Raw genomic sequence first — 19,118 nt, forward strand, 5'->3', positions numbered from 1 at the left:
CGAATACGCGTTAGCGCATCTCGCCGCTGTACATGTAGGTGGGCGAATCCATGTGTTTTACTGGGTCCGACGCTGAAACCGACTGACCACTTACCGGATAAAAACCAGGTGCCGAGCAGGCTCCCAGAAAAACGGTGCTGATCACAGAAGCAACGATAAGGAATTTCGAACCAGTCATGGCGTTCTCCTTGTCAATAATGTGATCATGCTACGAGCGTTGGCACGCGCTCAAATAGGGAAAAGTTCACACAAAATTGCCATTATGTTGCCACAATCCTGTCAACTGTTTGCAATCGCAGCAAAAAATAATTTAAATTAATTGAGTAATCTTTACCTAACGTCACCTTTTCACAATTTTAAGGTGAGTTTAAGAAATTTTTAAACCCCACAAAGGGGTACACATCCAATCACGTGCATAGCTGATTCCCTTCGGAATCGAACCTAAGTACGAAAAAAGACCCGGCTTTCTTTGAGAAAGCCGGGCTTTGGCTAGATCTGCTGGCGCTGTTATCGCTTTAGGATCGACGCGCCTGCGTATTCGGCGACTTCGCCCAGGGTCTCTTCGATGCGGATCAGTTGGTTGTACTTGGCCAACCGGTCCGAACGCGCCAATGAGCCGGTTTTGATCTGACCGCAATTGGTCGCCACCGCCAGATCGGCAATGGTTGCGTCCTCGGTCTCGCCCGAGCGGTGCGACATCACGTTGGTGTACCGCGCACGGTGGGCCATATCGACGGCGCGCAGCGTTTCAGTCAGCGAGCCGATCTGGTTCACCTTGACCAGCATTGAGTTCGCGCAGCCACGCTCGATCCCTTCGGCCAGACGCGCGGGGTTGGTCACGAACAGGTCGTCGCCGACCAACTGTACCTTGTCGCCGATGGCGTCGGTCAGGGCTTTCCAGCCGTCCCAGTCGTCTTCGGACATGCCGTCTTCGATGGAAATGATCGGATAGTCGTTCACCAGCGCCGCCAGATAGTCGGCGTTTTCCTCAGAGGTGAGCGTCGTGCCCTCGCCCGCCAGAACGTATTTTCCGTCCTTGTAATATTCGGTTGCGGCGCAATCCAGCGCGAGGTGGATTTCCTCGCCCGGTTTGTAGCCCGCCTTTTCGATGGACTTGAGGATGAAATCCAGCGCCTCACGGGTGCTGGCGATGTTGGGCGCAAAGCCGCCCTCGTCACCGACACCGGTGGCCAGACCGGCGGCCGACAGCTCTTTCTTCAGGGTGTGGAACACCTCGGACCCCATGCGCACCGCCTCGCGGATGTTGCTGGCCGAGACCGGCATGATCATGAATTCCTGAATGTCGATCGGGTTGTCGGCGTGTTCGCCGCCATTGATGATGTTCATCATCGGCACCGGCAGAACGCGGGCCGAAGTTCCGCCCACATAACGGTACAAGGGCTGCGTGGTGAAATCCGCCGCCGCCTTGGCGGTGGCCAGCGAGACGCCCAGAATCGCGTTTGCGCCCAGACGGCCCTTGTTCTCGGTCCCGTCCAGTTCGATCATCGCCTGGTCGATGGCCACCTGTTCGGTCGCGTCGAAACCCACCAGCTCCTCGGCGATCTCACCGTTCACGGCGGCAACGGCCTCGAGCACGCCTTTACCCATGTAGCGCGCGGTGTCACCGTCGCGCTTTTCAACCGCCTCATACGCGCCCGTTGACGCACCTGAAGGCACCGCAGCACGGCCCATCGTGCCGTCCTCCAGTACTACGTCAACCTCAACCGTCGGATTGCCCCGACTATCAAGTATCTCCCGTGCGTGTATGTCGATGATCGTGCTCATGAGGCCCGTTCCTATGGCTGTCTCTGGTTGCAAGCCTCATACCAGCAAGCGGCCAAAAGTAAACCAACTGTCCCGCGGAGAATGACGTGTAAAGGGCCTGTTTGCGCAAACCTGCGTCGATGCGTCAGGCCATCGCCGAAATGTCGCGTGCCAGACGGCGTTCGCGCAGGAATGTATAAAGGCCAGAAGATAAGATCAGCAATGCTCCGGCAATGGTCAGGGTATCCGGGCGTTCGCCAAACATTATCATTCCTGCCGCGATTGAAAACACCAGCCGTGTGTATCGAAATGGGGTCAGGGCCGAGGCATCGCCGACCCGCATAGCCGTCACGATGCCATAGTATCCCAGCACGCTGACCGTGACGGCACCGATGAGGGGCCAGTATTGCTCTGACCCGAGCTGAACCAAAGGCTGCCCCTGCGCGATCATCAGAACCGCCCCTCCGAGGATAGCGGCAAGGTAGGCCTGCATCGCCACCACGGCTGATGCGATGTCTGCGTGCAGCTTCCGAGTGATCAGATCCCGCGCGGCGATCGCAACCACACTGATGACAACCAGCAGCGTCTCAGGCTGGAAACCGGATAGGCCCGGTCGGATGATCAGCAGAACGCCAATAAAGCCAACGAAAACCGCGCTCCACCGCCGCCAACCGACTTGCTCACCCAGAAAAAGCGCGGCCCCCATCGTCACCGCCAATGGCAAGGCCTGAAACACCGCCGCAACCGTGGACAGATCAACCAACGCCAGAGCGGTTATGAACGCGATGGCGCCAATCCCCTCACTAACGGCACGCATGACCGGTAAAGGTTGCCACGCAGCGGCGTCGAAAATGCGCCTGCGGGTGACGATCGCCATCCCGGCAAAGATCAGACCACAGATCAAGCCCAGAATAATCATGATCTGACCAGTCGGCACGGATACCGACAGGATTTTGATAAACATGTCCTCAAGCGCAAAGGCTGCCATCGCGCCGACAACCAGCAATATGCCGTTCACGTTGTTCATGATCTTTTCCGTCAAACAAGGCGCAGGCCAGGCTAAGAGGCGCGCTATGTCACTGAAAGCTCAAGCCGGGGACCCAAGCAAGCACTATCCGCTTGGGCAATTATGAATTCCCGTGCGATGACTGTTTCGGTTTTGTGATGGATCAGTCCTGTTCCAGCGGAACGCCGTACAATTCCAAGCGGTGCCCTTTTAGCTTGTACCCAAGCTTGGCCGCGATTTTTTCCTGCAATGCTTCGATCTCGGGGTCGACGAATTCGATGACCTCACCCGATTGCATGTCGATCAGATGGTCGTGATGGTCCCGTTCGGCATCTTCGTAGCGTGCCCGCCCGTCGCCGAATTCCAACCGCTCTAGAATACCGGCCTCTTCGAACAGCTTTACCGTTCGATAGACAGTTGCAATGGAAATCCCAGAATCGACTTCGGAAGCACGCGCGTACAGCTCCTCGACATCCGGATGATCCTCGCTTTGCTGCAGCACTTGCGCAATAGTACGGCGCTGGCCTGTCATGCGCAGGCCCTTGGCTTCGCAGCGGGCGATGATCGTATCGGACATAGTGACCCTCGGGGTTTCTTCGGTTCTCTGTCTTAGTACGTCTGCGCGGTCGGCGCCACAGCAGATTTACCTTTCACGCAGCCCGTCGCAGATCAGCCCAAACCGGCAAATGGTCCGATGCGATATGCGCAGGACGCGCGTCATGAACCCCGTGCAACACAGCCTCAAGACCTGCGCCCAGCGCTATCCGGTCCAATGCGCCAAGGGGCTGCGGTGCGGGAAAACTGGGTACTGGTGGCAGAAACCGCATGGCTGGCGCAAGATGATCCAGAACCGGTTGACGTGACCATTCGTTGAAATCCCCGGCCCAAACGGTGGGCATCTTGTCCAGATCCTCGTCAAAGCGCCTGATATGCGTTATCTGCTGCCGTCGCGACGCAGGTAACAACCCCAAGTGCATTCCCATGACACGCAGAGGGCCAATCGGGGTGTCGAATTCCACGCGCACAGCGCCCCGCGGTTCAAGCCCCGGCAGATCGTGATGACCGGTTTGCCGAACCGAGATTTTGTCGCCGCGCCATATCACTGCATTTCCGTGCCACCCTAGGCTGCCCGCCCCCCCAAGATCGACGATCTGCCATCCGGCCTCGTCCAGCATGAAATGCGGAAGCGCCGCAGGGCGTGGAGGCAGGCGTTTGTCCGCCTCCTGCAAGACGACAATGTCCGCTTTCATACTGTCGATAACCTGCATCGTCCGCTGCGGTTGACGGCGAAAATCCAAACCAACGCATTTCTGAATGTTGTAACTGGCAATACGCAGTGTTGGCGGCATATGGGTCCTATCATGTGGCTGCCCTCAAAGTGCCACGTAGATCTTCGGACGCAAGACCCTGTAACTCTTGTTTCTGTGCCGTACTCTTTATTTGAACGGTCTTTGTGCAAAACCCGACCGATGGACGCTTGCCGCTTTTTGTGCGATTTCAGCAGAAGCCCGGTATCACACAAGCGTTACCCAAGGCCCTATCTTTCGAAAAGACGAGCGCCAACATGGTTTCAAACGAGGCCCAAGCAAACAACTCGACCAAGGCCAGCATCGTCCTTGTCATGGGCGGTATGCTGTGGGGTCTTTACTGGATACCGGTGCGGTTTTTCTATGATCTTGGGTTAACCGGACCATGGCCGGGTCTCGCAATGTACAGCGCCGCGCTTTTGGTTCTGGTCCCGCTTGTTTGGTCCGAGCGTCGCCAACTGGCGCTTCAATGGCGAGACCTCGTGTTAAGCGGCATGTTCACCGGAGCCGCGTTCAGTCTGTATTCCATCAGCCTAGTTTATACCGAGGTCGTCCGTTCGATCCTGTTGTTCTACCTGACACCAATCTGGGGAACATTGCTGGGTCTGTTCTTTCTGGGCGAGCGCCTGAGCTGGCAACGTTTCGCTGGGTTGGTTTGCGGCGTTGGCGGCTTACTGGTCGTTCTGGGGGATTCAGGTTTTATTCCCTGGCCAAGCAACTTGGGCGATTGGATGGCGCTTGCGTCGGGCTTTTGCTGGGCTTTGGGAACGCTGGGTTTATACCGAACTGCCAGCGTGTCGGTCTCGGGGCAAATCTTTGCTTTTGTACTCGGCGCGTTAATCCTGTCGCTGATCAGCCTGTTGTTTCTGGATGGGCCGGTCTTACCGTCCGTTGAAAAAGGCGACTATCTCTGGGTTCTGCAGCTTGTGCTGCTGTCCTCATTCTACACCTTACCAATGGTTTTCATGACCATCTGGCCCGCCACCAAGCTGTCACCCGGGCGTGTGGGTTTGCTGCTGATGAGCGAGGTCGTCGTTGGCCTTGCTTCAGCCGCCGCATTCGCCGGAGAGCCCTTTGGACTTCGTGAACTTTTGGGGGCCATTTTGATCGTCAGCGCGGCCGTGTTAGAAATTCTACGAAAGTAATATGGGACGTCGCTACGTTCCGCAAAATGTCGCGTGAACGACCTCTTGTTCTGTTGGCGGGTTCTTAAGGTCCGCTGCATCGGGTTGGTCTGAATACGGGTTCGACAACACGGTATTAAACCGGTGGAACGGCTCATAGTCCCCATTTACTGCGGCCGTGATCATCTGCTCGACCCGGTGGTTGCGCGGGATATACGCCGGATTGGCCGCGCGCATTGTATCTGTTGGCAACGCTTCACGTTGTATTCGCTGTTGCCAACCTTCCGACCACTGATCAAATGCTTGCGGGTCGGTGAACTGATCCCGCGCTTTGCCGTCGCTCAAGGCGCGGAACGTATTGGTGAAATCGGCCTGATTTTGCGCCATACGGGCCAACAAATCCGATATCATCTGCTGGTCACCTGCGTCTGTGCTCAATAGCCCCAACTTGGCCCGGAACCGTGTCAGCCAGTGTTCCTGAAGCATGTCCGGCATGGCATGCACAATCTCGGTCGCTTCCTCTACGGCCGCATCTTTGTCATCCATCTGCTGGATCAAAGATGTCGCCAGTTGAGCTGCATTCCAAACGGCAATATCGGGCTGGTTGGAATACGCATAGCGCCCCATACGGTCGATCGAGCTGTAGACAGTGTTCGGGTGATAGCTGTCCATAAAGGCGCAGGGACCGTAGTCGATGGTCTCTCCTGCGATCGAGCAATTGTCGGTGTTCATGACACCGTGAATGAACCCGACGCTCATCCACGCGGCAATCAACTGTGATTGGGCCTCAACCACTGCACGCAACAGTCCCATGGGGCCTTGGGCCTGAGGATAGTGTCGCTGGATCGCGTATTCCGTCAGGCTGCGCAGACTGTCCAGTTGGCCACGTGCCGCAAAGACCTGAAATGTGCCCACCCTAAGGTGGCTGCGCGCAACACGGGTAAGTACCGCGCCGGGCATCGGTCCTTCGCGCAGAACGATTTCGCCGGTTTCAACCGCGGCCAGCGCTCTCGTCGTAGGGACGCCCAGCGCATGCATGGCCTCGGACACCACGTATTCGCGCAATACCGGGCCCAGCCAAGCACGACCATCGCCTTGGCGGCTAAACGGCGTCGGGCCCGACCCCTTGAGTTGGATATCCCGGCGGATCCCGTCCTGACCGACGGTTTCCCCCAACAACACAGCACGTCCATCGCCAAGCTGGGGGTTGTAGCTGCCAAACTGATGACCGGAATACAATTGCGCTATCGGCTCGGCCCCTTCGGGCAAAGTGTTGCCAGCAAAAGCCTGCGCCATTTCCTGTGCATCACCTGGTGTGATGCCGAGAACTTGCGCTAACGCCTCGTTAAATGCGATCAGGTGCGGTGCGCGTACAGGCACCGGAGCTTGACGTGCGTAAAAGTTGTTGGCAAGCCGCGCATAGCTGTTGTCAAAAGGGATCGTTAGGGTCATGGCGCAAACATATTCCTGATCCGCGCGAATACCATAGCGGATCGCGTGCTCTCGTGCATAATCGGCGCAAATCGTATGAGGCCCCGATGACCGCGCAAGAGATTATCGACCACCTTAACCTGCAGCGTCACCCCGAGGGTGGCTGGTTCCGCGAGACATGGCGCGCCGACAACCCGGGACGGGCCACGGGAACATGCATCTATTTCTTGTTGGCCGAAGGGGAAAGCAGCCACTGGCACCGCGTCGATGCGGCGGAAATCTGGCTCTACCACGCGGGCGCACCGCTGACCTTATCCCTCAGCGCCACCGAACAGGGGCCAGCGGTCGATCATTTGCTGACACCCGACCTTGCGCACGGCGCGCCGCAAATCATTGTTCCCAAGGGTCACTGGCAGGCCGCGCGCACGACCGGAGCATTCACATTGGTCAGTTGCACGGTTTCACCGGGGTTCGAGTTCGATGGGTTCGAACTGGCCCCCGCCGGGTTTGACATCCCGCGCGGGTGAATGATGGATCACCGGGCCCTCATCGCTTCTCTGACCCCAGAGGAAAAAGACCGCCTGCAAAGCCGGTCCAACATAGCTGGGCTGAAACATCTGGGCGTTTATCTGCTGGCTTTGACCGCAACCAGCGCCGGTATCGTTTACCAAGCCCCCTTTTGGCCGGTTCTTGTGTTACCGCAAGGCGTGCTGCTGGTGTTCCTGTTTACCCTTAGCCACGAATGCACGCACAAGACACCATTTCGCTCTGGTTGGCTGAACGAGGTCGTCGGGCATCTTGTCTCAATTCCCATTGCCCTGCCCTTTACTTGGTTCCGCTATTTCCACTTGGCCCATCACAAATGGACCAATCACCCGGAAAATGATCCCGAGTTGGGCGGCAAACCCCGCCCGGATAGTTGGCCCAGTCTTATGATCTATCTCAGTGGTTGGCCTTATTGGCACGGGATGGCGCGTGTCCTTGTGCAAAACGCCTTTGGCCGAATCGACGCGCCCTACCTGCCGCTGCGCCAACACAAGGTTATGAGGGTTGAGGCTCGGGTGCTCTTGGGCGTCTATGCGATAGCGGCCGTTAGTCTACTGGTGTCGCCTTTGGTGTTCTGGCTCTGGCTGCTGCCGGTTCTAATCGGTCAGCCGTTCCTTCGGCTCTACCTGTTGGCTGAACACGGGCTGTGCCCCCCGGTCGCCAATATGCTTGAGAATTCAAGGACCACTTTCACCAACCGCCTGATCCGCTTTATCGCCTGGAACATGCCCTATCATGCGGAACACCATGCATTTCCGAATGTCCCTTTTCACCAGCTACCCGCGTTGCACAGGTGGACACAGGCGCATTTGAGAACGACGTCAGACGGGTATGCCGCGTTTGCGGTGGAGTATGGGCGGTCGGTTGGGCATTAACAGACTATTCAGTGAAGTTGGGTACGAAGAAGCTGAAATTTGCGGATTTCAGATGAACCAAATCGCCGTCGTGATTTTTACCGGCCAAGCGCACAGTGCTGAACCAGAAGCGGAAACTAAGATAGCCTACCAGATTGGTTTCTAGCGCCTCTTTTTCCGTCCTAGTCAGGCCGTCCAACGCGTCCTGCCCGTTCAGCAAAAAATTACTATACTCCACCCAAAATTCGTCATCTCGATCTTCAAAGCTAAACTCTACTTGAAGAGCCTCGGTGTGTCCTTCTCCCCAGTCACCAAGGAAAGTGACACTTGCCTGGATTGGAAGAAAATATGACCGATACATACAGGCCGTCACCTGTGCACGTGTATCTAGATTTGGTGCACCTGCCGACCTTGCCCGACTAGACTCTGCGGGGAAAAAGTTGCCCGGCCTCTTATTCTCAATCGGTTTTTTTTGAAAACCACTCAGTTCCGCAGACAAGGAAACCGGGGCAAAATGTTCAGGGCAAGAATGCTCTGCCACCTGCATGGACACGTTGGTGTCAGGTGTTTTTGGAGAGACAACTTCCCACTCGCGCGCATGGGCACCTTGACTAACAACCAAGAATACCGCGCCGTATAGTAGGCCCCAAAACCTATTCATTTATTTCTCTCGCGTATTCTATACCGACGTAGAAAGACGCTCGAACATCAACAGGCATCGTGCCTTCACCATCCTTTTGGTCGAAATCGACATCCGTTGCAAAAAACTCCACTTGTGCGCGTCCGAGATAAGGGTTTCTGGGTGCTCCGAAACTACGCGCACCTGGAGCTTTGATTTCACCTTCTTCGGATAAGAGCCTTGAATGCGTGTATAAAATTCTTAGCTGATCGGTCGTCGGAGCCAGTGACCATTGCGATTGAACCACGAAGTTCCCAATTTCCCCCGTCATGTCAAATTCGGCGTTCGCAAAAGTGAGAGAACCGCTGTATTCACAAAAATAGAGTTTCCCGCTCAGGGTCAGGTCGTTAGCTTTCCCAAACCCACGTTTAGCGTTACCCGCGACAGCAAACCGTGCACTCGACACACTTTTTCGCGGCCTTGGACCAGCATCGTCTTCAACAACTTCACCCGATCTCCTTATGGTAATCGAGTTCTGGGGCAGGCTATTTTCCAGAAAAAATGGATAGAAGTTGGAGCCGGTTGCCCTTAGCCACTTTTCAAAGTGCATCGAAACAAGGGCTTCGGGCTGCTCGCATTGGGAATCCGTCTCGTACTGCAACGGGGTAGCCTCAGCCTCACTCCAAGGGCTTCCTAGACTGATCTCTAAATCCGCGCTTTCGGCCAAGTTCGCATTCGCCAAAACAAACAGACACGCCAATGCAGGCACATTCAAAAACCGAAAACTCAAAAACGAAAACATATAAACTAACTTATAGGTTGTACTTCAAAATACAACCAGCTCAGCCTGCGGCGACACTACTCACCACGCCGCCACCGACAAGTGCTTTGACCCCGGTTGTCCCCGGGCACGAAGTCGGTAACCCTCGGGCCACACGGACGGCGAGATAGGCAAAGGCCTGAGCCTCGAGCATGTCACCGTCCAGCCCCACGGCCTCGACCGGGTCGACCGGGCAGTCCAGCCCTGCGCGCAGCATCTCCATCAACACCGGATTGCGACGGCCGCCACCTGTAACCAACACGCGCGCGGGGGGTTTGGGGCAATGCTCCATCCCTTGCATGACGCCTGCCGCGCACATGCCGGTCAGGGTCGCCACGGCGTCGGCGTCGGACAGTTCCTGTACCAGCCTGATCATCTCGGCAAAGTCGTTCCGGTCCAAGGATTTCGGCGGCATCTTGCTAAAGAACGGTTCAGACAGGAACAGCTCAAGCGCGCCCATCTCAACCGTTCCTTCACGGGCAAGCGCACCGTCTTTATCCATCGGAATGCCAAGGCGGGTTTGCATCAGATCGTCTACAGGGGCATTCGCGGGACCTGTGTCAAAGGCCAGCAAAGCACCGGGCGCTTCGGGCGTGTCGAAACCGGGGTCCACGTAGGTTAGGTTTCCAACCCCGCCCAGATTCAGAAAACAAAGCGGCTCTCTAGCCCCAATCCATTTCGCGCAGGCAAAGTGAAAAAACGGCGCAAGCGGCGCACCCTCGCCCCCCATAGCCACGTCATCGCTGCGAAAATCCCACACGACCGGCACACCCAAAGCTTGGGTCAAACCGTCGCCGTCGCCGACCTGCAGCGTCCCTCGTCCCCGTGGCTCATGCGCCAGCGTTTGACCGTGGAAGCCGATCAGATCAATCTCGTCAAATTCAGACAGTGCCTCGGCATGCGCAATTGTCACCAGTTCCGCAGCAGCATCCACATCGGGCCCGTGCCACTGGCCCAAAGCGGCCCTTAGAACAGAGCGTTCATCCTCGGAATACGCGCGATACCCACTGGGGCCAAACTCATGAATGCGCAGCCCGTCCGTTTCGATTACCGCAGTGTCCACGCCATCCAGAGACGTTCCCGACATTGCGCCCAATGCCCTGACGGTACCTGTTTTACTGATCGCCCGGCCCATGCTTATCCTCGTGTATGCGTCACGCTCGTTCCGTTGGCGTGTTGGCCACAACCTGCACGGTAACGCGAACCCAAGGCAAGCCACATCGACCGCATCCCATGCATTTCGTGCAAAAGGTGCCTTTTCCTTGCCACCCCCACCGCCTATACACTGCCCCGCAACATAAACCCAAAGGGCACGGATATGACCTACCACCCCAAATCGGATTTCATCGCCACGATGATCGAGCGCGGCTTTCTCGCCGACTGCACCGATTATCAGGGCCTTGACGAGGCGCTGATCAGCGGGGTGCAAACGGCTTATATCGGCTATGACGCTACTGCGCAGTCGCTGCATGTAGGTCACCTGATGAACATCATGGTGTTGCGCTGGCTGCAAAAGACCGGCCACAAGCCGATCACCCTGATGGGCGGTGGCACCACCAAGGTGGGTGACCCCTCGTTCCGGTCAGATGAACGCCCCCTGCTCGGCCCAGAACAGATCGACGCCAATATCGCAGGGATGCAGAAGGTGTTCGCCAAGTACCTGTCGTATGATGACAGCGACACCGGCGCGTTGATGCTCAACAATGCGGAATGGCTGGACAGTCTGAACTACCTCGATTTCCTGCGCGATATCGGGCGCCATTTTTCGGTTAACCGGATGCTGTCTTTCGAGTCCGTTAAATCGCGGCTGGACCGCGAACAATCGCTGAGCTTTCTCGAATTCAACTACATGATCCTGCAAGCCTATGACTTCCTTGAGCTGAACCGCCGCTATGGCTGTGTTCTGCAAATGGGCGGCAGCGATCAGTGGGGCAATATCGTCAACGGGATTGACCTGACCCGCCGGGTGCTGGATCAGGAAATCTATGGCCTGACCACTCCGTTGCTGACCACCAGCGATGGCCGCAAGATGGGTAAGTCGCAAGGCGGGGCCGTCTGGCTGAATGGCGATATGCTGAGCTCTTATGAATTCTGGCAGTTCTGGCGCAACACCACTGACGCCGATGTGGGTCGGTTCCTGAAAATCTTTACCGAGCTACCGGTTGATGAATGCCACCGTCTGGCCGCTTTGGAGGGTTCCGAGATCAACGAGGCCAAAATCCGCCTTGCAAATGAGGTCACTACCCTTTTGCATGGTGCCGAGGCCGCAGCGACCGCCGAAGCAACGGCACGCGAAGTGTTCGAAAAAGGCGGTGTTGGCGATGATCTTCCAACGCTGACTTTGGGTGCGGATGATCTGCCTACCTCGATCGTTCAGTTGATCGTCAAATCCGGGCTGGCCAAGTCAGGCAAAGAGGCCAAGCGCCTGATCGCCGAGAATGGGGCCAAACTGGACGACGCCCCTTTGACAGATGCAGGGATGATGATTGACGCCGGAGCGCTGTCTTCTCCAATAAAACTAAGTGCTGGGAAGAAGCGCCACGCGCTGGTGCAGCTGGGTTAACCCCAGTCTTTCGCAAACAAAAAAACGGCCACCCAAATGGGTGGCCGCTGTCGTTTCAGGGGTGAGACAACTTAGCCTCTGCGACCGTTGCCGTTGCTGCCACCATTGCCAGCTCCGCCACCGCCATTGCCGGCACCGCCGCCTTGGCCGTTGTTGCCGCCGCCGTTGCCGGTTCCAGGACCCGATCCACCGGTGTTGCCACCGCCATTTCCGGGGTTGCCATTGTTCCCGTTGCCGTTTCCGGGGCCACCGTTGTTTCCGCCATTGCCGCCACCGTTGTTTCCACCGTTGCCGCCGCCGTTGTTCCCACCATTGCCGGAACCGCCACCGCCATTGCCAGCGCCGCCGCCTTGGCCGTTGTTTCCGCCACCGTTACCGGTTCCGGGACCCGAACCACCAGTGTTGCCACCGCCATTTCCGGGGTTGCCATTGTTCCCGTTGCCGTTTCCGGGGCCACCGTTGTTTCCACCGTTGCCGCCGCCGTTGTTCCCACCGTTGCCGCCACCGTTGTTCCCACCGTTGCCGCCACCGTTGTTCCCGCCGTTGCCGCCACCGTTGTTTCCGCCGTTGCCGCCACCGTTGTTCCCACCGTTGCCGCCACCGTTGTTCCCGCCGTTGCCGCCACCGTTGTTTCCGCCGTTGCCGCCACCGTTGTTTCCACCGTTGCCGCCGCCGTTGTTACCACCGTTGCCGCCGCCGTTGTTACCACCGTTGCCGCCACCGTTGTTTCCGCCGTTGCCGCCACCGTTGTTACCGCCGTTGCCACCACCGTCACCGGGGCCACCGCCACCATCACCGGGGCCACCACCACCGTCACCGGGGCCACCGCCACCGTCACCGGGGCCGCCGCCACCATCACCGGGGCCGCCGCCGCCATCACCGGGGCCACCACCACCGTCACCGGGACCGCCGCCACCGTCACCGGGGCCACCACCACCATCACCGGGGCCTGCGCCGCCATCGCCGGGGCCTGCGCCACCGCCGTCACCGGGAGCACCAGCTCCACCGCCCTGGTTAGGGTCGCTGTTGCGGTCCTCTCCTCGGGCAGTCGTAGATCCGATCGAAGCAGTCGGCAGATCCGTCAGCAGTGCGGCAAGCCCGGGACACTGGTCTCCGGTGACTTGCAGCGTGGTCGCGAAATCCGCCTGACCCTGCAAACGCTCCAGGAAACTCGGCGTAACCTGCGCACAGTCGCAAAGCGACGCGTAGTCCCCCGCCCTGGTCGCATCCCGCGCCGTTTTCCAGTTACAAACTTCAGGCGCGGCAGAGGCCTCACCTACAAACATTACTCCTGCCAATGGGACGACAAATAGTCCGCTAGCAGTACCTTTTAAAATTTTTCGCATCACAGCACCTCCATTCGCAAAAAACACCCGAAATGCGGATTTTCTTCAGTCACGAAGTGGCGAGTGAGCGTGAACGCTACATGAACCAAAAATGAGGAAAGCTTAAGACGGCCAAAATGATCCACGACCGGCCATTTTACCGATCACTGGACACTGAGGGCACGCTCACGTTAATGAACAAGTGTTCATATCATTCGAAGGAGCCCGCAATGCACCTGTCCAATACATCTGCAATCATTACCGGCGGTGCTTCGGGGCTGGGTGAGGCCACCGCCCGCCACTTTGCCGATCAGGGCGCGCAGGTCACGATACTGGACCGCGATGCAGAACGTGGCACACAAGTCACCAACCAGATCGGAGGGCAGTTTATCCAAACGGACGTCACTGATGAAGGTTCGGTTGCCGATGCTGTCGCTTTCGCCAAACAGAAAATGGGGCGTATCACGGCTGCGGTAAACTGCGCTGGGATAGCCTTGGGAATCAAAACAGTAGGACGCGACGGTGCCCATCCGCTCGACGCATTTCAACGCACGATTGACATTAACCTTGTCGGCACATTCAACGTATCGCGCCTTGCGGCAGCGGAGATGGCGAAGAATGATCCGGAACCAGATGGCGCGCGTGGGGTGATCATCAACACAGCGTCGATTGCTGCGTTTGACGGTCAAAAAGGTCAGGCAGCTTATGCCGCATCAAAAGGTGGGGTAGTGGGAATGACGCTGCCCATGGCTCGGGATCTGGCCTCGACCGGCATTCGGGTTATGGCCATCGCGCCGGGTATTTTCATGACGCCGATGCTGGCAGGTCTTCCCGAAGAGGTGCAACAACAACTGGCCGCGGACGTCCCCAACCCTGCCCGCCTTGGCGACCCGCTGGAATACGGACGACTGGCCGGTTTCATCGTCGAGATGGGGTATCTGAACGGAGAGATCATTCGCATCGACGGAGCCTTACGGATGCGATAGGTCTTTCCCATGACTGAGTGGGAGAAAATGCAGGCCGGGCAATGGTATTGCTGCCTTGCGCCCGAACTGAACGCATTGCGCGCACGGGCCCGGCAAGCCGTTCATGCGCATAACACTTGCCCTCCGGATGCGCGCGGTGCAATGGCTGAAGAACTGCGCACCCTCTTTGCACAGGTCGGAGAAAACTGCTTTCTCGAAGCCCCGTTCCATTGCGCCTACGGGTTAAACATTCACCTTGGCGACCGGGTTTATTTCAACGCTGGCTGCGTTGTTCTGGACACCGCGATGATCACGGTGGGTGATGGCACGATGTTTGGCCCGCAGGTTCAAATCTATTGCGCACAGCATGCCAAAGACCCGGCCGAGCGCGCAAAAGGTCTGGAAATCGGCTTACCCGTTACCATAGGACAGAACGTCTGGGTCGGTGGCGGTGCGATCCTGATGCCCGGGATCACGATTGGAGACGACGTAATCATCGGCGCGGGCAGTGTCGTGACCAAAGACGTAGCACCCGGAAAAACCGTGGTGGGTAACCCTGCCCGTTTAATCGCCGGTTCCTAAGCGCTTTCGGCCTTTTCCTCAAGCATCAGCCATTCTTCTTCGGCCGCTGCCAGTTTTTCCTGCCGCTCGACCAATGCATCGGTCGCTTTTTGGAATTTCACCGGCTCGCGGGTGAAAAGCTCGGGGTCGGACATAAGCTCTTCTAATTTACCAATCTCGGCTTCGAGGCGTTCGATCTCGGCAGGCAATTTTTCGAGCCTATGTTTTTCTGAGAAAGACAGACCTGATTTCGGCTGGCTGTCTTTCTTGACCTTCGGCTTCGAAGTCTTTGTTTTCTCTTCTTTGTTTGGAACCAAATCGCCCCGCTGCGCGACATAGTCGGACCATCCACCTGCATAGACCGTTGCCCGCCCGTTCCCTTCCATAGCGATGGTTGTGGTAGCAACACGATCCAGAAAATCCCGATCGTGGCTGACCAAAAGAACCGTGCCGTCATAGTCGTCCAACAATTCTTGCAGCAGATCTAACGTTTCCACATCAAGGTCGTTCGTAGGTTCGTCCAACACCAGCAGATTGGACGATTTGGCCATCAACTTGGCCAGCAGCAAGCGAGCTTTCTCTCCTCCGGACAAAGACTTAACAGCCGCTCTTGCCTGCCGCTCGTCGAACAGAAATTCCTTTAGGTACCCCACGACGTGCTTGGGCTGACCACCGACCATGACCTGATCGGCCTTGCCCGAAACCCGCATTTCGGGATCACCGGTCAGGCTGTCCCACAAGGTCATCTCGGGATCGAGTTGAGCGCGTGTCTGGTCGAAAACCGCGATCTCAAGATTGGTGCCCAAGGTGACAGACCCTTCGTCAGGGGTTTCCTGCCCCAAAAGCATCTTCAAAAGCGTTGTTTTACCCACGCCATTGGGCCCGACAAATGCGACCCGATCGCCGCGTTGCGCCAAAAGGTCAAAGTTTCGGACAATCTGTTTTTCATCAAAAGACTTTGATAAAGCCTTGGCCTCAATAACCTTTCGCCCGGATTTTGGCCCGGCCTCCAACGTCATGGCCGCCGAGCCCTGACGTTTGATCTGCGCCGCTTTCTCAGCCCGCAGCGCTTGCAACGCACGCACCCGGCCCTGATTGCGTTTGCGGCGGGCGCTGATACCCTCAACAGCCCATTTGGCTTCGGATTTTATCAGACGGTTCAGTTTGTGGCGCTGTTGGTCTTCTTCTTCCCACACCTTGTCGCGCCATGCTTCGAAGGCCTCGAACCCTTTTTCCTGACGCCGAACAGCGCCTCGGTCAATCCACAGGGTTGCACGCGTCAGGGCCCGCAGAAAGGCACGGTCGTGAGAAATCAAAACAAATGCCGCACGGGTCGACCCCAGTTCGCGTTCAAGCCAAGCGATGGCTTCGATATCCAGATGGTTGGTCGGCTCGTCTAACAACATCAGGTCGGGCGCTTCGGCCATCAACTTAGCCAATGCTGCCCGCCGACGCTCCCCCCCCGAGGCCGTCTCGACTGGGCGCGCGGGATCGAACTTGAGGCCTTCGCCCGCGCGTTCGACCTTGTACAGCTCTCCCGGCTCCAGACCGCTTGAGGCATAGTCGCCAAGCGTGGCAAACCCCTGCATTCCGGGGTCCTGTTCCATATAGCCGACGGATTTGCCAGGCGGCACGACGATATCGCCGCGATCTGCTTCAACCAATCCGGCCATCACTTTCATCAACGTGGATTTACCCGACCCGTTTCGCCCGACCAGAGCCACGCGATCGCCCGGCTGAACAACCAGGTCCAACTCGGAAAACACCGGTTCACCTCCGAAAGTCAGAGAAATGCCGGACATCTGCAACAAAGGAATTCTCGCCATGCCCGCCAGCTAAACCGGTAGGACCTAAGCGTCAACGCCGATTACCCTGCAACCGACCTCAGCAATCGCTTACGCGCCGGCGGAATCGCCTGGATCTCAAGCCCTGTGAACACGTGCAGGGTGTTCATGTTTCGATCGACCACAGCATGATCGCTGACCCATCCGCCCATCATCAGGTATGTGCGCAACAAAGGCGGCATCCGCAGCATCGCCTTTTTCACATCCGGTCGCCGCCGAAGGCGGGCGGCAAATCGAAAAACATCCGGTGCCTTGACCCGTGGCAACCAGCGTTTGGGCGCCAGATGACGGTGTTTTAGCATGGCAAAGGCATCCAGATATTCTGCAGTCTCGGTTCCTGCAAAAGACGAGCATCCGAAAAGCATTTCGATCTTGTTACGATCAACGTAATCCGTCATGGCACCCCAGGCGACACGCAGGATATCCGGGTCGGTCCAGTCGGGATGAACGCAAAAGCGCCCCATCTCGACCATCTTGCCCTGGAACCCTTCCAAAGCGGATAGATCGTAGAATTGTGCGGAATAGCTGCGGTTGATCTCAGCACCATGCGCCATGGTCAACATCCGGAAACAACAGACTAACTGTCCTTCTGATCGCGTGTCTTCGACCAGAACATGTGAACACACTGGATCAAAATCATCCTTGTCCGTTTGATCGGTGGCGAAGGCCAGACTGCGCAAGTTTTGCGCGGCGACTATGTCCTGTGGCGTCTCTGCCAAACGAGCGCGATACCTGCCCTTACCAAGCAATATTGCCATGGTCGCATCCTCTACGGTTGTTGAACCGTTTCGTGTTGCCACGCGGGTAGCATAGTAACTATGACCCCTATGTGACGACCACAAGCGTCACCCGACAATTAGTTCGTCGCGCCCGGAATGTTTGCAGGGTTAAAGTTGCCGATATTGCCCAGAAGCTGACGCAGGAAACCTGTGCCTTGGATGCCGGAGTCAGTCACGCGGCGGTCGAGTGTAACGACGATGCCATCTTCGAGGCCAAACCGTTCGATGTTGCGAACAACGCCGCCCTGATCAAAGCTGATTGCGACCAACTGTCTCTCGACCACCTCCGGTCGTTTGGGTCCATAGTGACGCACTGTCGAACGCACGTAGTAAAAGCCCGAGTCCCGAACCACCCCTGAGGATGACGGCGCACCGACGGCTTCAACCACAGTTTCGCGGGTATCCACGCCGACTTGGATCTCGGCCAGCTGTTCAGGCGGTGGAACGTATCCATGATTCTCGAAAATAGGTGTGCACGCCGCGGCCATTGCCAAACAGGCCGCAAAAGCAAACGTTCTGGACGCTGGTATCAACCTGTTCACAACCTTTAACATTCACACCCTCTTGCGCTGGTCCCTTGTGGACCCTATCCGCTTACATCAAACCGCAGCCCCGGTTCAACACAGGAAAGGGTCACGAATGAGCAACCATTTATCTCTGCGGGTAGCCGATCTGCCCCAAAACGCACCGACCCCTTTTGAATTACGCCCCGATGCCAAAGCGCTGGACGCCATCAAAGATGAACTTGGCCTGCTGGGTCTACGTAAGGTCAGCTTTGCCGGCGACGTGCGGGCACAAGGTAAACGCGATTGGGTTTTGAACGGCAAACTGGGCGCCACGGTGATTCAGCCCTGCGTCGTGACTCTGGAACCGGTAACCTCTCGTATCGACGTGCCCGTTACGCGTGTTTACCTGGCGGACTGGTCTGACCCGGACGAAGAGGAATTCGAAATCCCCGAAGGCGACGAGTCGGAACCTCTTGGGGCCGAGATCGACCCCGTTACTGTCATGATCGAAGCTTTGTCGCTTGCCCTACCTCAATATCCGCGAAAAGACGGCGCGAAACTGGAACAAGCCGACTATACTGAGCCGGGCAAACAGGCCATGACGGATGACGACGTCAAGCCCTTTGCAGGCCTCGCCAGCTTGCGGGATGCGATGAAAAAAGACGAGTGACACGGGTTTGTTTTCCTGTCATAGCAGGCGCTCAGAAAAATCGCTTGAACATGTCGAGAATCGCAGTATTTTCGCGCGCTCATCGGAATTTGGGTTGGACATTGCGGGGCTCGTCCCCTAAACGCGCGTCAAACCACGCAAAAAACGAAGAATGAAACCCGGTCGGCAGCGAATCTGCAGACCCTCAGTAGACAAAGGTTGAGACCATGGCTGTCCAACAGAACAAAGTTTCCAAGTCGCGCCGCAACAACCGCCGCGCACATGACGCTCTGGTTGCTGCAAACCCGAACGAATGCGCAAACTGCGGTGAGCTGAAGCGCCCGCACCACGTCTGTGCCTCCTGCGGCCACTATGATGACCGTGAAGTCGTCGCTCAGGCCGACGAAATCGACCTGGACGAAGACGCGGCCTAAGCCTTTTCAAGCGCAGGCCCT

Annotated in this window: 21 protein-coding genes; 8 read left to right on the forward strand and 13 right to left on the reverse strand. The window is 57.3% G+C overall.

Translation table 11 applies throughout. The annotated features are described in order from the left end of the window. Window positions 1-10 precede the first annotated feature (10 nt). The 5 genes from ACR0DG_RS02125 to ACR0DG_RS02145 all read right to left on the reverse strand — a co-directional run bounded on the left by ACR0DG_RS02125 (window position 11) and on the right by ACR0DG_RS02145 (window position 4,119). Window positions 11-178: a hypothetical protein gene (locus ACR0DG_RS02125; protein ID WP_480693852.1), complete on the reverse strand. Its 168-nt coding sequence runs from the start codon at window positions 176-178 to the stop codon at window positions 11-13. Window positions 179-507: 329 nt separating this feature from the next. Beyond that, on the reverse strand, window positions 508-1,785 hold the full coding sequence (eno, locus tag ACR0DG_RS02130; protein ID WP_480693854.1) for a phosphopyruvate hydratase: 1,278 nt from the start codon (window positions 1,783-1,785) through the stop codon (window positions 508-510). Between the two features lie 124 nt (window positions 1,786-1,909). Then, window positions 1,910-2,791, reverse strand: coding sequence for a DMT family transporter (locus tag ACR0DG_RS02135; RefSeq protein ID WP_480693856.1), 882 nt, complete (start codon window positions 2,789-2,791; stop codon window positions 1,910-1,912). A 142-nt stretch (window positions 2,792-2,933) separates the two neighbouring features. After that, the gene (locus ACR0DG_RS02140; protein WP_475161288.1) at window positions 2,934-3,347 is read right to left on the reverse strand and encodes a Fur family transcriptional regulator; all 414 of its coding nucleotides are present in this window, start codon (window positions 3,345-3,347) and stop codon (window positions 2,934-2,936) included. Between the two features lie 73 nt (window positions 3,348-3,420). After that, window positions 3,421-4,119, reverse strand: coding sequence for an endonuclease/exonuclease/phosphatase family protein (locus tag ACR0DG_RS02145; protein WP_480693858.1), 699 nt, complete (start codon window positions 4,117-4,119; stop codon window positions 3,421-3,423). Window positions 4,120-4,334: 215 nt separating this feature from the next. Here ACR0DG_RS02145 and ACR0DG_RS02150 point away from each other — a divergent pair, with 215 nt between their 5' ends. Next, window positions 4,335-5,222: a DMT family transporter gene (locus tag ACR0DG_RS02150; protein ID WP_480693860.1), complete on the forward strand. Its 888-nt coding sequence runs from the start codon at window positions 4,335-4,337 to the stop codon at window positions 5,220-5,222. A 12-nt stretch (window positions 5,223-5,234) separates the two neighbouring features. Here the strand turns inward: ACR0DG_RS02150 and ACR0DG_RS02155 are convergent, their stop codons facing one another. Next, window positions 5,235-6,653: a protein adenylyltransferase SelO gene (locus ACR0DG_RS02155; protein WP_480693862.1), complete on the reverse strand. Its 1,419-nt coding sequence runs from the start codon at window positions 6,651-6,653 to the stop codon at window positions 5,235-5,237. Window positions 6,654-6,739: 86 nt separating this feature from the next. On the opposite strand from ACR0DG_RS02155, the gene ACR0DG_RS02160 reads away from it, so the two are divergent. Next, window positions 6,740-7,159 carry a cupin domain-containing protein gene (locus tag ACR0DG_RS02160; RefSeq protein WP_480693864.1) on the forward strand — a complete coding sequence of 140 codons (420 nt, stop codon included), beginning with the start codon at window positions 6,740-6,742 and terminating at the stop codon, window positions 7,157-7,159. After that, entirely contained in the window at window positions 7,160-8,053 is an 894-nt protein-coding gene (locus ACR0DG_RS02165) for a fatty acid desaturase (RefSeq protein ID WP_480693866.1), read from the forward strand. Window positions 8,054-8,057: 4 nt separating this feature from the next. Here the strand turns inward: ACR0DG_RS02165 and ACR0DG_RS02170 are convergent, their stop codons facing one another. From ACR0DG_RS02170 to ACR0DG_RS02180, 3 genes are read right to left on the reverse strand one after another with little or no spacing between them, the layout of a single operon-like run. Further along, window positions 8,058-8,693, reverse strand: coding sequence for a hypothetical protein (locus ACR0DG_RS02170; protein ID WP_480693868.1), 636 nt, complete (start codon window positions 8,691-8,693; stop codon window positions 8,058-8,060). Further along, entirely contained in the window at window positions 8,686-9,453 is a 768-nt protein-coding gene (locus ACR0DG_RS02175) for a hypothetical protein (protein ID WP_480693870.1), read from the reverse strand. Before ACR0DG_RS02175 ends, ACR0DG_RS02170 begins: the two co-directional genes overlap by 8 nt. 40 nt (window positions 9,454-9,493) lie before the next feature. Then, window positions 9,494-10,606 carry an anhydro-N-acetylmuramic acid kinase gene (locus tag ACR0DG_RS02180; protein WP_480693872.1) on the reverse strand — a complete coding sequence of 371 codons (1,113 nt, stop codon included), beginning with the start codon at window positions 10,604-10,606 and terminating at the stop codon, window positions 9,494-9,496. Between the two features lie 183 nt (window positions 10,607-10,789). Here ACR0DG_RS02180 and tyrS point away from each other — a divergent pair, with 183 nt between their 5' ends. Next, a complete protein-coding gene (gene tyrS, locus ACR0DG_RS02185; RefSeq protein ID WP_480693874.1) occupies window positions 10,790-12,034 on the forward strand; it encodes a tyrosine--tRNA ligase in 1,245 nt (414 codons plus the stop codon). Between the two features lie 71 nt (window positions 12,035-12,105). On the opposite strand, the gene ACR0DG_RS02190 is transcribed toward tyrS, so the two are convergent. Beyond that, window positions 12,106-13,320, reverse strand: a complete 1,215-nt coding sequence (locus ACR0DG_RS02190; protein ID WP_480707026.1) for a hypothetical protein — start codon at window positions 13,318-13,320, stop codon at window positions 12,106-12,108. A gap of 269 nt (window positions 13,321-13,589) precedes the next feature. Between ACR0DG_RS02190 and ACR0DG_RS02195 the strand changes: the two genes are divergently transcribed. Continuing rightward, on the forward strand, window positions 13,590-14,345 hold the full coding sequence (locus ACR0DG_RS02195; protein ID WP_480693878.1) for a 3-hydroxyacyl-CoA dehydrogenase: 756 nt from the start codon (window positions 13,590-13,592) through the stop codon (window positions 14,343-14,345). A 9-nt stretch (window positions 14,346-14,354) separates the two neighbouring features. After that, window positions 14,355-14,906, forward strand: coding sequence for a sugar O-acetyltransferase (locus tag ACR0DG_RS02200; RefSeq protein WP_480693880.1), 552 nt, complete (start codon window positions 14,355-14,357; stop codon window positions 14,904-14,906). On the opposite strand, the gene ACR0DG_RS02205 is transcribed toward ACR0DG_RS02200, so the two are convergent. The 3 genes from ACR0DG_RS02205 to ACR0DG_RS02215 form a co-directional block, all read right to left on the reverse strand. Beyond that, the gene (locus tag ACR0DG_RS02205; protein ID WP_480693882.1) at window positions 14,903-16,711 is read right to left on the reverse strand and encodes an ABC-F family ATP-binding cassette domain-containing protein; all 1,809 of its coding nucleotides are present in this window, start codon (window positions 16,709-16,711) and stop codon (window positions 14,903-14,905) included. The genes ACR0DG_RS02200 and ACR0DG_RS02205 overlap by 4 nt on opposite strands. 41 nt (window positions 16,712-16,752) lie before the next feature. Continuing rightward, on the reverse strand, window positions 16,753-17,487 hold the full coding sequence (locus ACR0DG_RS02210; RefSeq protein ID WP_480693884.1) for a GNAT family N-acetyltransferase: 735 nt from the start codon (window positions 17,485-17,487) through the stop codon (window positions 16,753-16,755). Between the two features lie 98 nt (window positions 17,488-17,585). Continuing rightward, a complete protein-coding gene (locus tag ACR0DG_RS02215; protein WP_480693886.1) occupies window positions 17,586-18,062 on the reverse strand; it encodes an outer membrane protein assembly factor BamE in 477 nt (158 codons plus the stop codon). 85 nt (window positions 18,063-18,147) lie between these two features. On the opposite strand from ACR0DG_RS02215, the gene ACR0DG_RS02220 reads away from it, so the two are divergent. Next, window positions 18,148-18,684 (forward strand): YceD family protein, encoded by a 537-nt coding sequence (locus tag ACR0DG_RS02220; RefSeq protein WP_480693888.1) that lies wholly within the window; start codon window positions 18,148-18,150, stop codon window positions 18,682-18,684. A gap of 206 nt (window positions 18,685-18,890) precedes the next feature. Next, complete coding sequence (gene rpmF, locus ACR0DG_RS02225; protein WP_037316137.1) at window positions 18,891-19,097, forward strand: 50S ribosomal protein L32; 207 nt, start codon at window positions 18,891-18,893, stop codon at window positions 19,095-19,097. Window positions 19,098-19,118 lie beyond the last annotated feature (21 nt).

The organism is Ruegeria sp. BG8 (assembly GCF_056538325.1).

Coding starts and splice junctions, on each gene's coding strand:
- ACR0DG_RS02215 (WP_480693886.1), bottom strand. CDS start 18,062: ATGTTAAAGGTTGTGAACAGGTTGATACCAGCGTCCAGAACGTTTGCT.
- ACR0DG_RS02160 (WP_480693864.1), top strand. CDS start 6,740: ATGACCGCGCAAGAGATTATCGACCACCTTAACCTGCAGCGTCACCCC.
- ACR0DG_RS02190 (WP_480707026.1), bottom strand. CDS start 13,320: ATGTTTGTAGGTGAGGCCTCTGCCGCGCCTGAAGTTTGTAACTGGAAA.
- tyrS (WP_480693874.1), top strand. CDS start 10,790: ATGACCTACCACCCCAAATCGGATTTCATCGCCACGATGATCGAGCGC.
- ACR0DG_RS02165 (WP_480693866.1), top strand. CDS start 7,160: ATGATGGATCACCGGGCCCTCATCGCTTCTCTGACCCCAGAGGAAAAA.
- eno (WP_480693854.1), bottom strand. CDS start 1,785: ATGAGCACGATCATCGACATACACGCACGGGAGATACTTGATAGTCGG.
- ACR0DG_RS02200 (WP_480693880.1), top strand. CDS start 14,355: ATGACTGAGTGGGAGAAAATGCAGGCCGGGCAATGGTATTGCTGCCTT.
- rpmF (WP_037316137.1), top strand. CDS start 18,891: ATGGCTGTCCAACAGAACAAAGTTTCCAAGTCGCGCCGCAACAACCGC.
- ACR0DG_RS02195 (WP_480693878.1), top strand. CDS start 13,590: ATGCACCTGTCCAATACATCTGCAATCATTACCGGCGGTGCTTCGGGG.
- ACR0DG_RS02180 (WP_480693872.1), bottom strand. CDS start 10,606: ATGGGCCGGGCGATCAGTAAAACAGGTACCGTCAGGGCATTGGGCGCA.
- ACR0DG_RS02150 (WP_480693860.1), top strand. CDS start 4,335: ATGGTTTCAAACGAGGCCCAAGCAAACAACTCGACCAAGGCCAGCATC.
- ACR0DG_RS02220 (WP_480693888.1), top strand. CDS start 18,148: ATGAGCAACCATTTATCTCTGCGGGTAGCCGATCTGCCCCAAAACGCA.
- ACR0DG_RS02210 (WP_480693884.1), bottom strand. CDS start 17,487: ATGGCAATATTGCTTGGTAAGGGCAGGTATCGCGCTCGTTTGGCAGAG.
- ACR0DG_RS02125 (WP_480693852.1), bottom strand. CDS start 178: ATGACTGGTTCGAAATTCCTTATCGTTGCTTCTGTGATCAGCACCGTT.
- ACR0DG_RS02155 (WP_480693862.1), bottom strand. CDS start 6,653: ATGACCCTAACGATCCCTTTTGACAACAGCTATGCGCGGCTTGCCAAC.
- ACR0DG_RS02175 (WP_480693870.1), bottom strand. CDS start 9,453: ATGTTTTCGTTTTTGAGTTTTCGGTTTTTGAATGTGCCTGCATTGGCG.
- ACR0DG_RS02145 (WP_480693858.1), bottom strand. CDS start 4,119: ATGCCGCCAACACTGCGTATTGCCAGTTACAACATTCAGAAATGCGTT.
- ACR0DG_RS02140 (WP_475161288.1), bottom strand. CDS start 3,347: ATGTCCGATACGATCATCGCCCGCTGCGAAGCCAAGGGCCTGCGCATG.
- ACR0DG_RS02135 (WP_480693856.1), bottom strand. CDS start 2,791: ATGAACAACGTGAACGGCATATTGCTGGTTGTCGGCGCGATGGCAGCC.
- ACR0DG_RS02170 (WP_480693868.1), bottom strand. CDS start 8,693: ATGAATAGGTTTTGGGGCCTACTATACGGCGCGGTATTCTTGGTTGTT.
- ACR0DG_RS02205 (WP_480693882.1), bottom strand. CDS start 16,711: ATGGCGAGAATTCCTTTGTTGCAGATGTCCGGCATTTCTCTGACTTTC.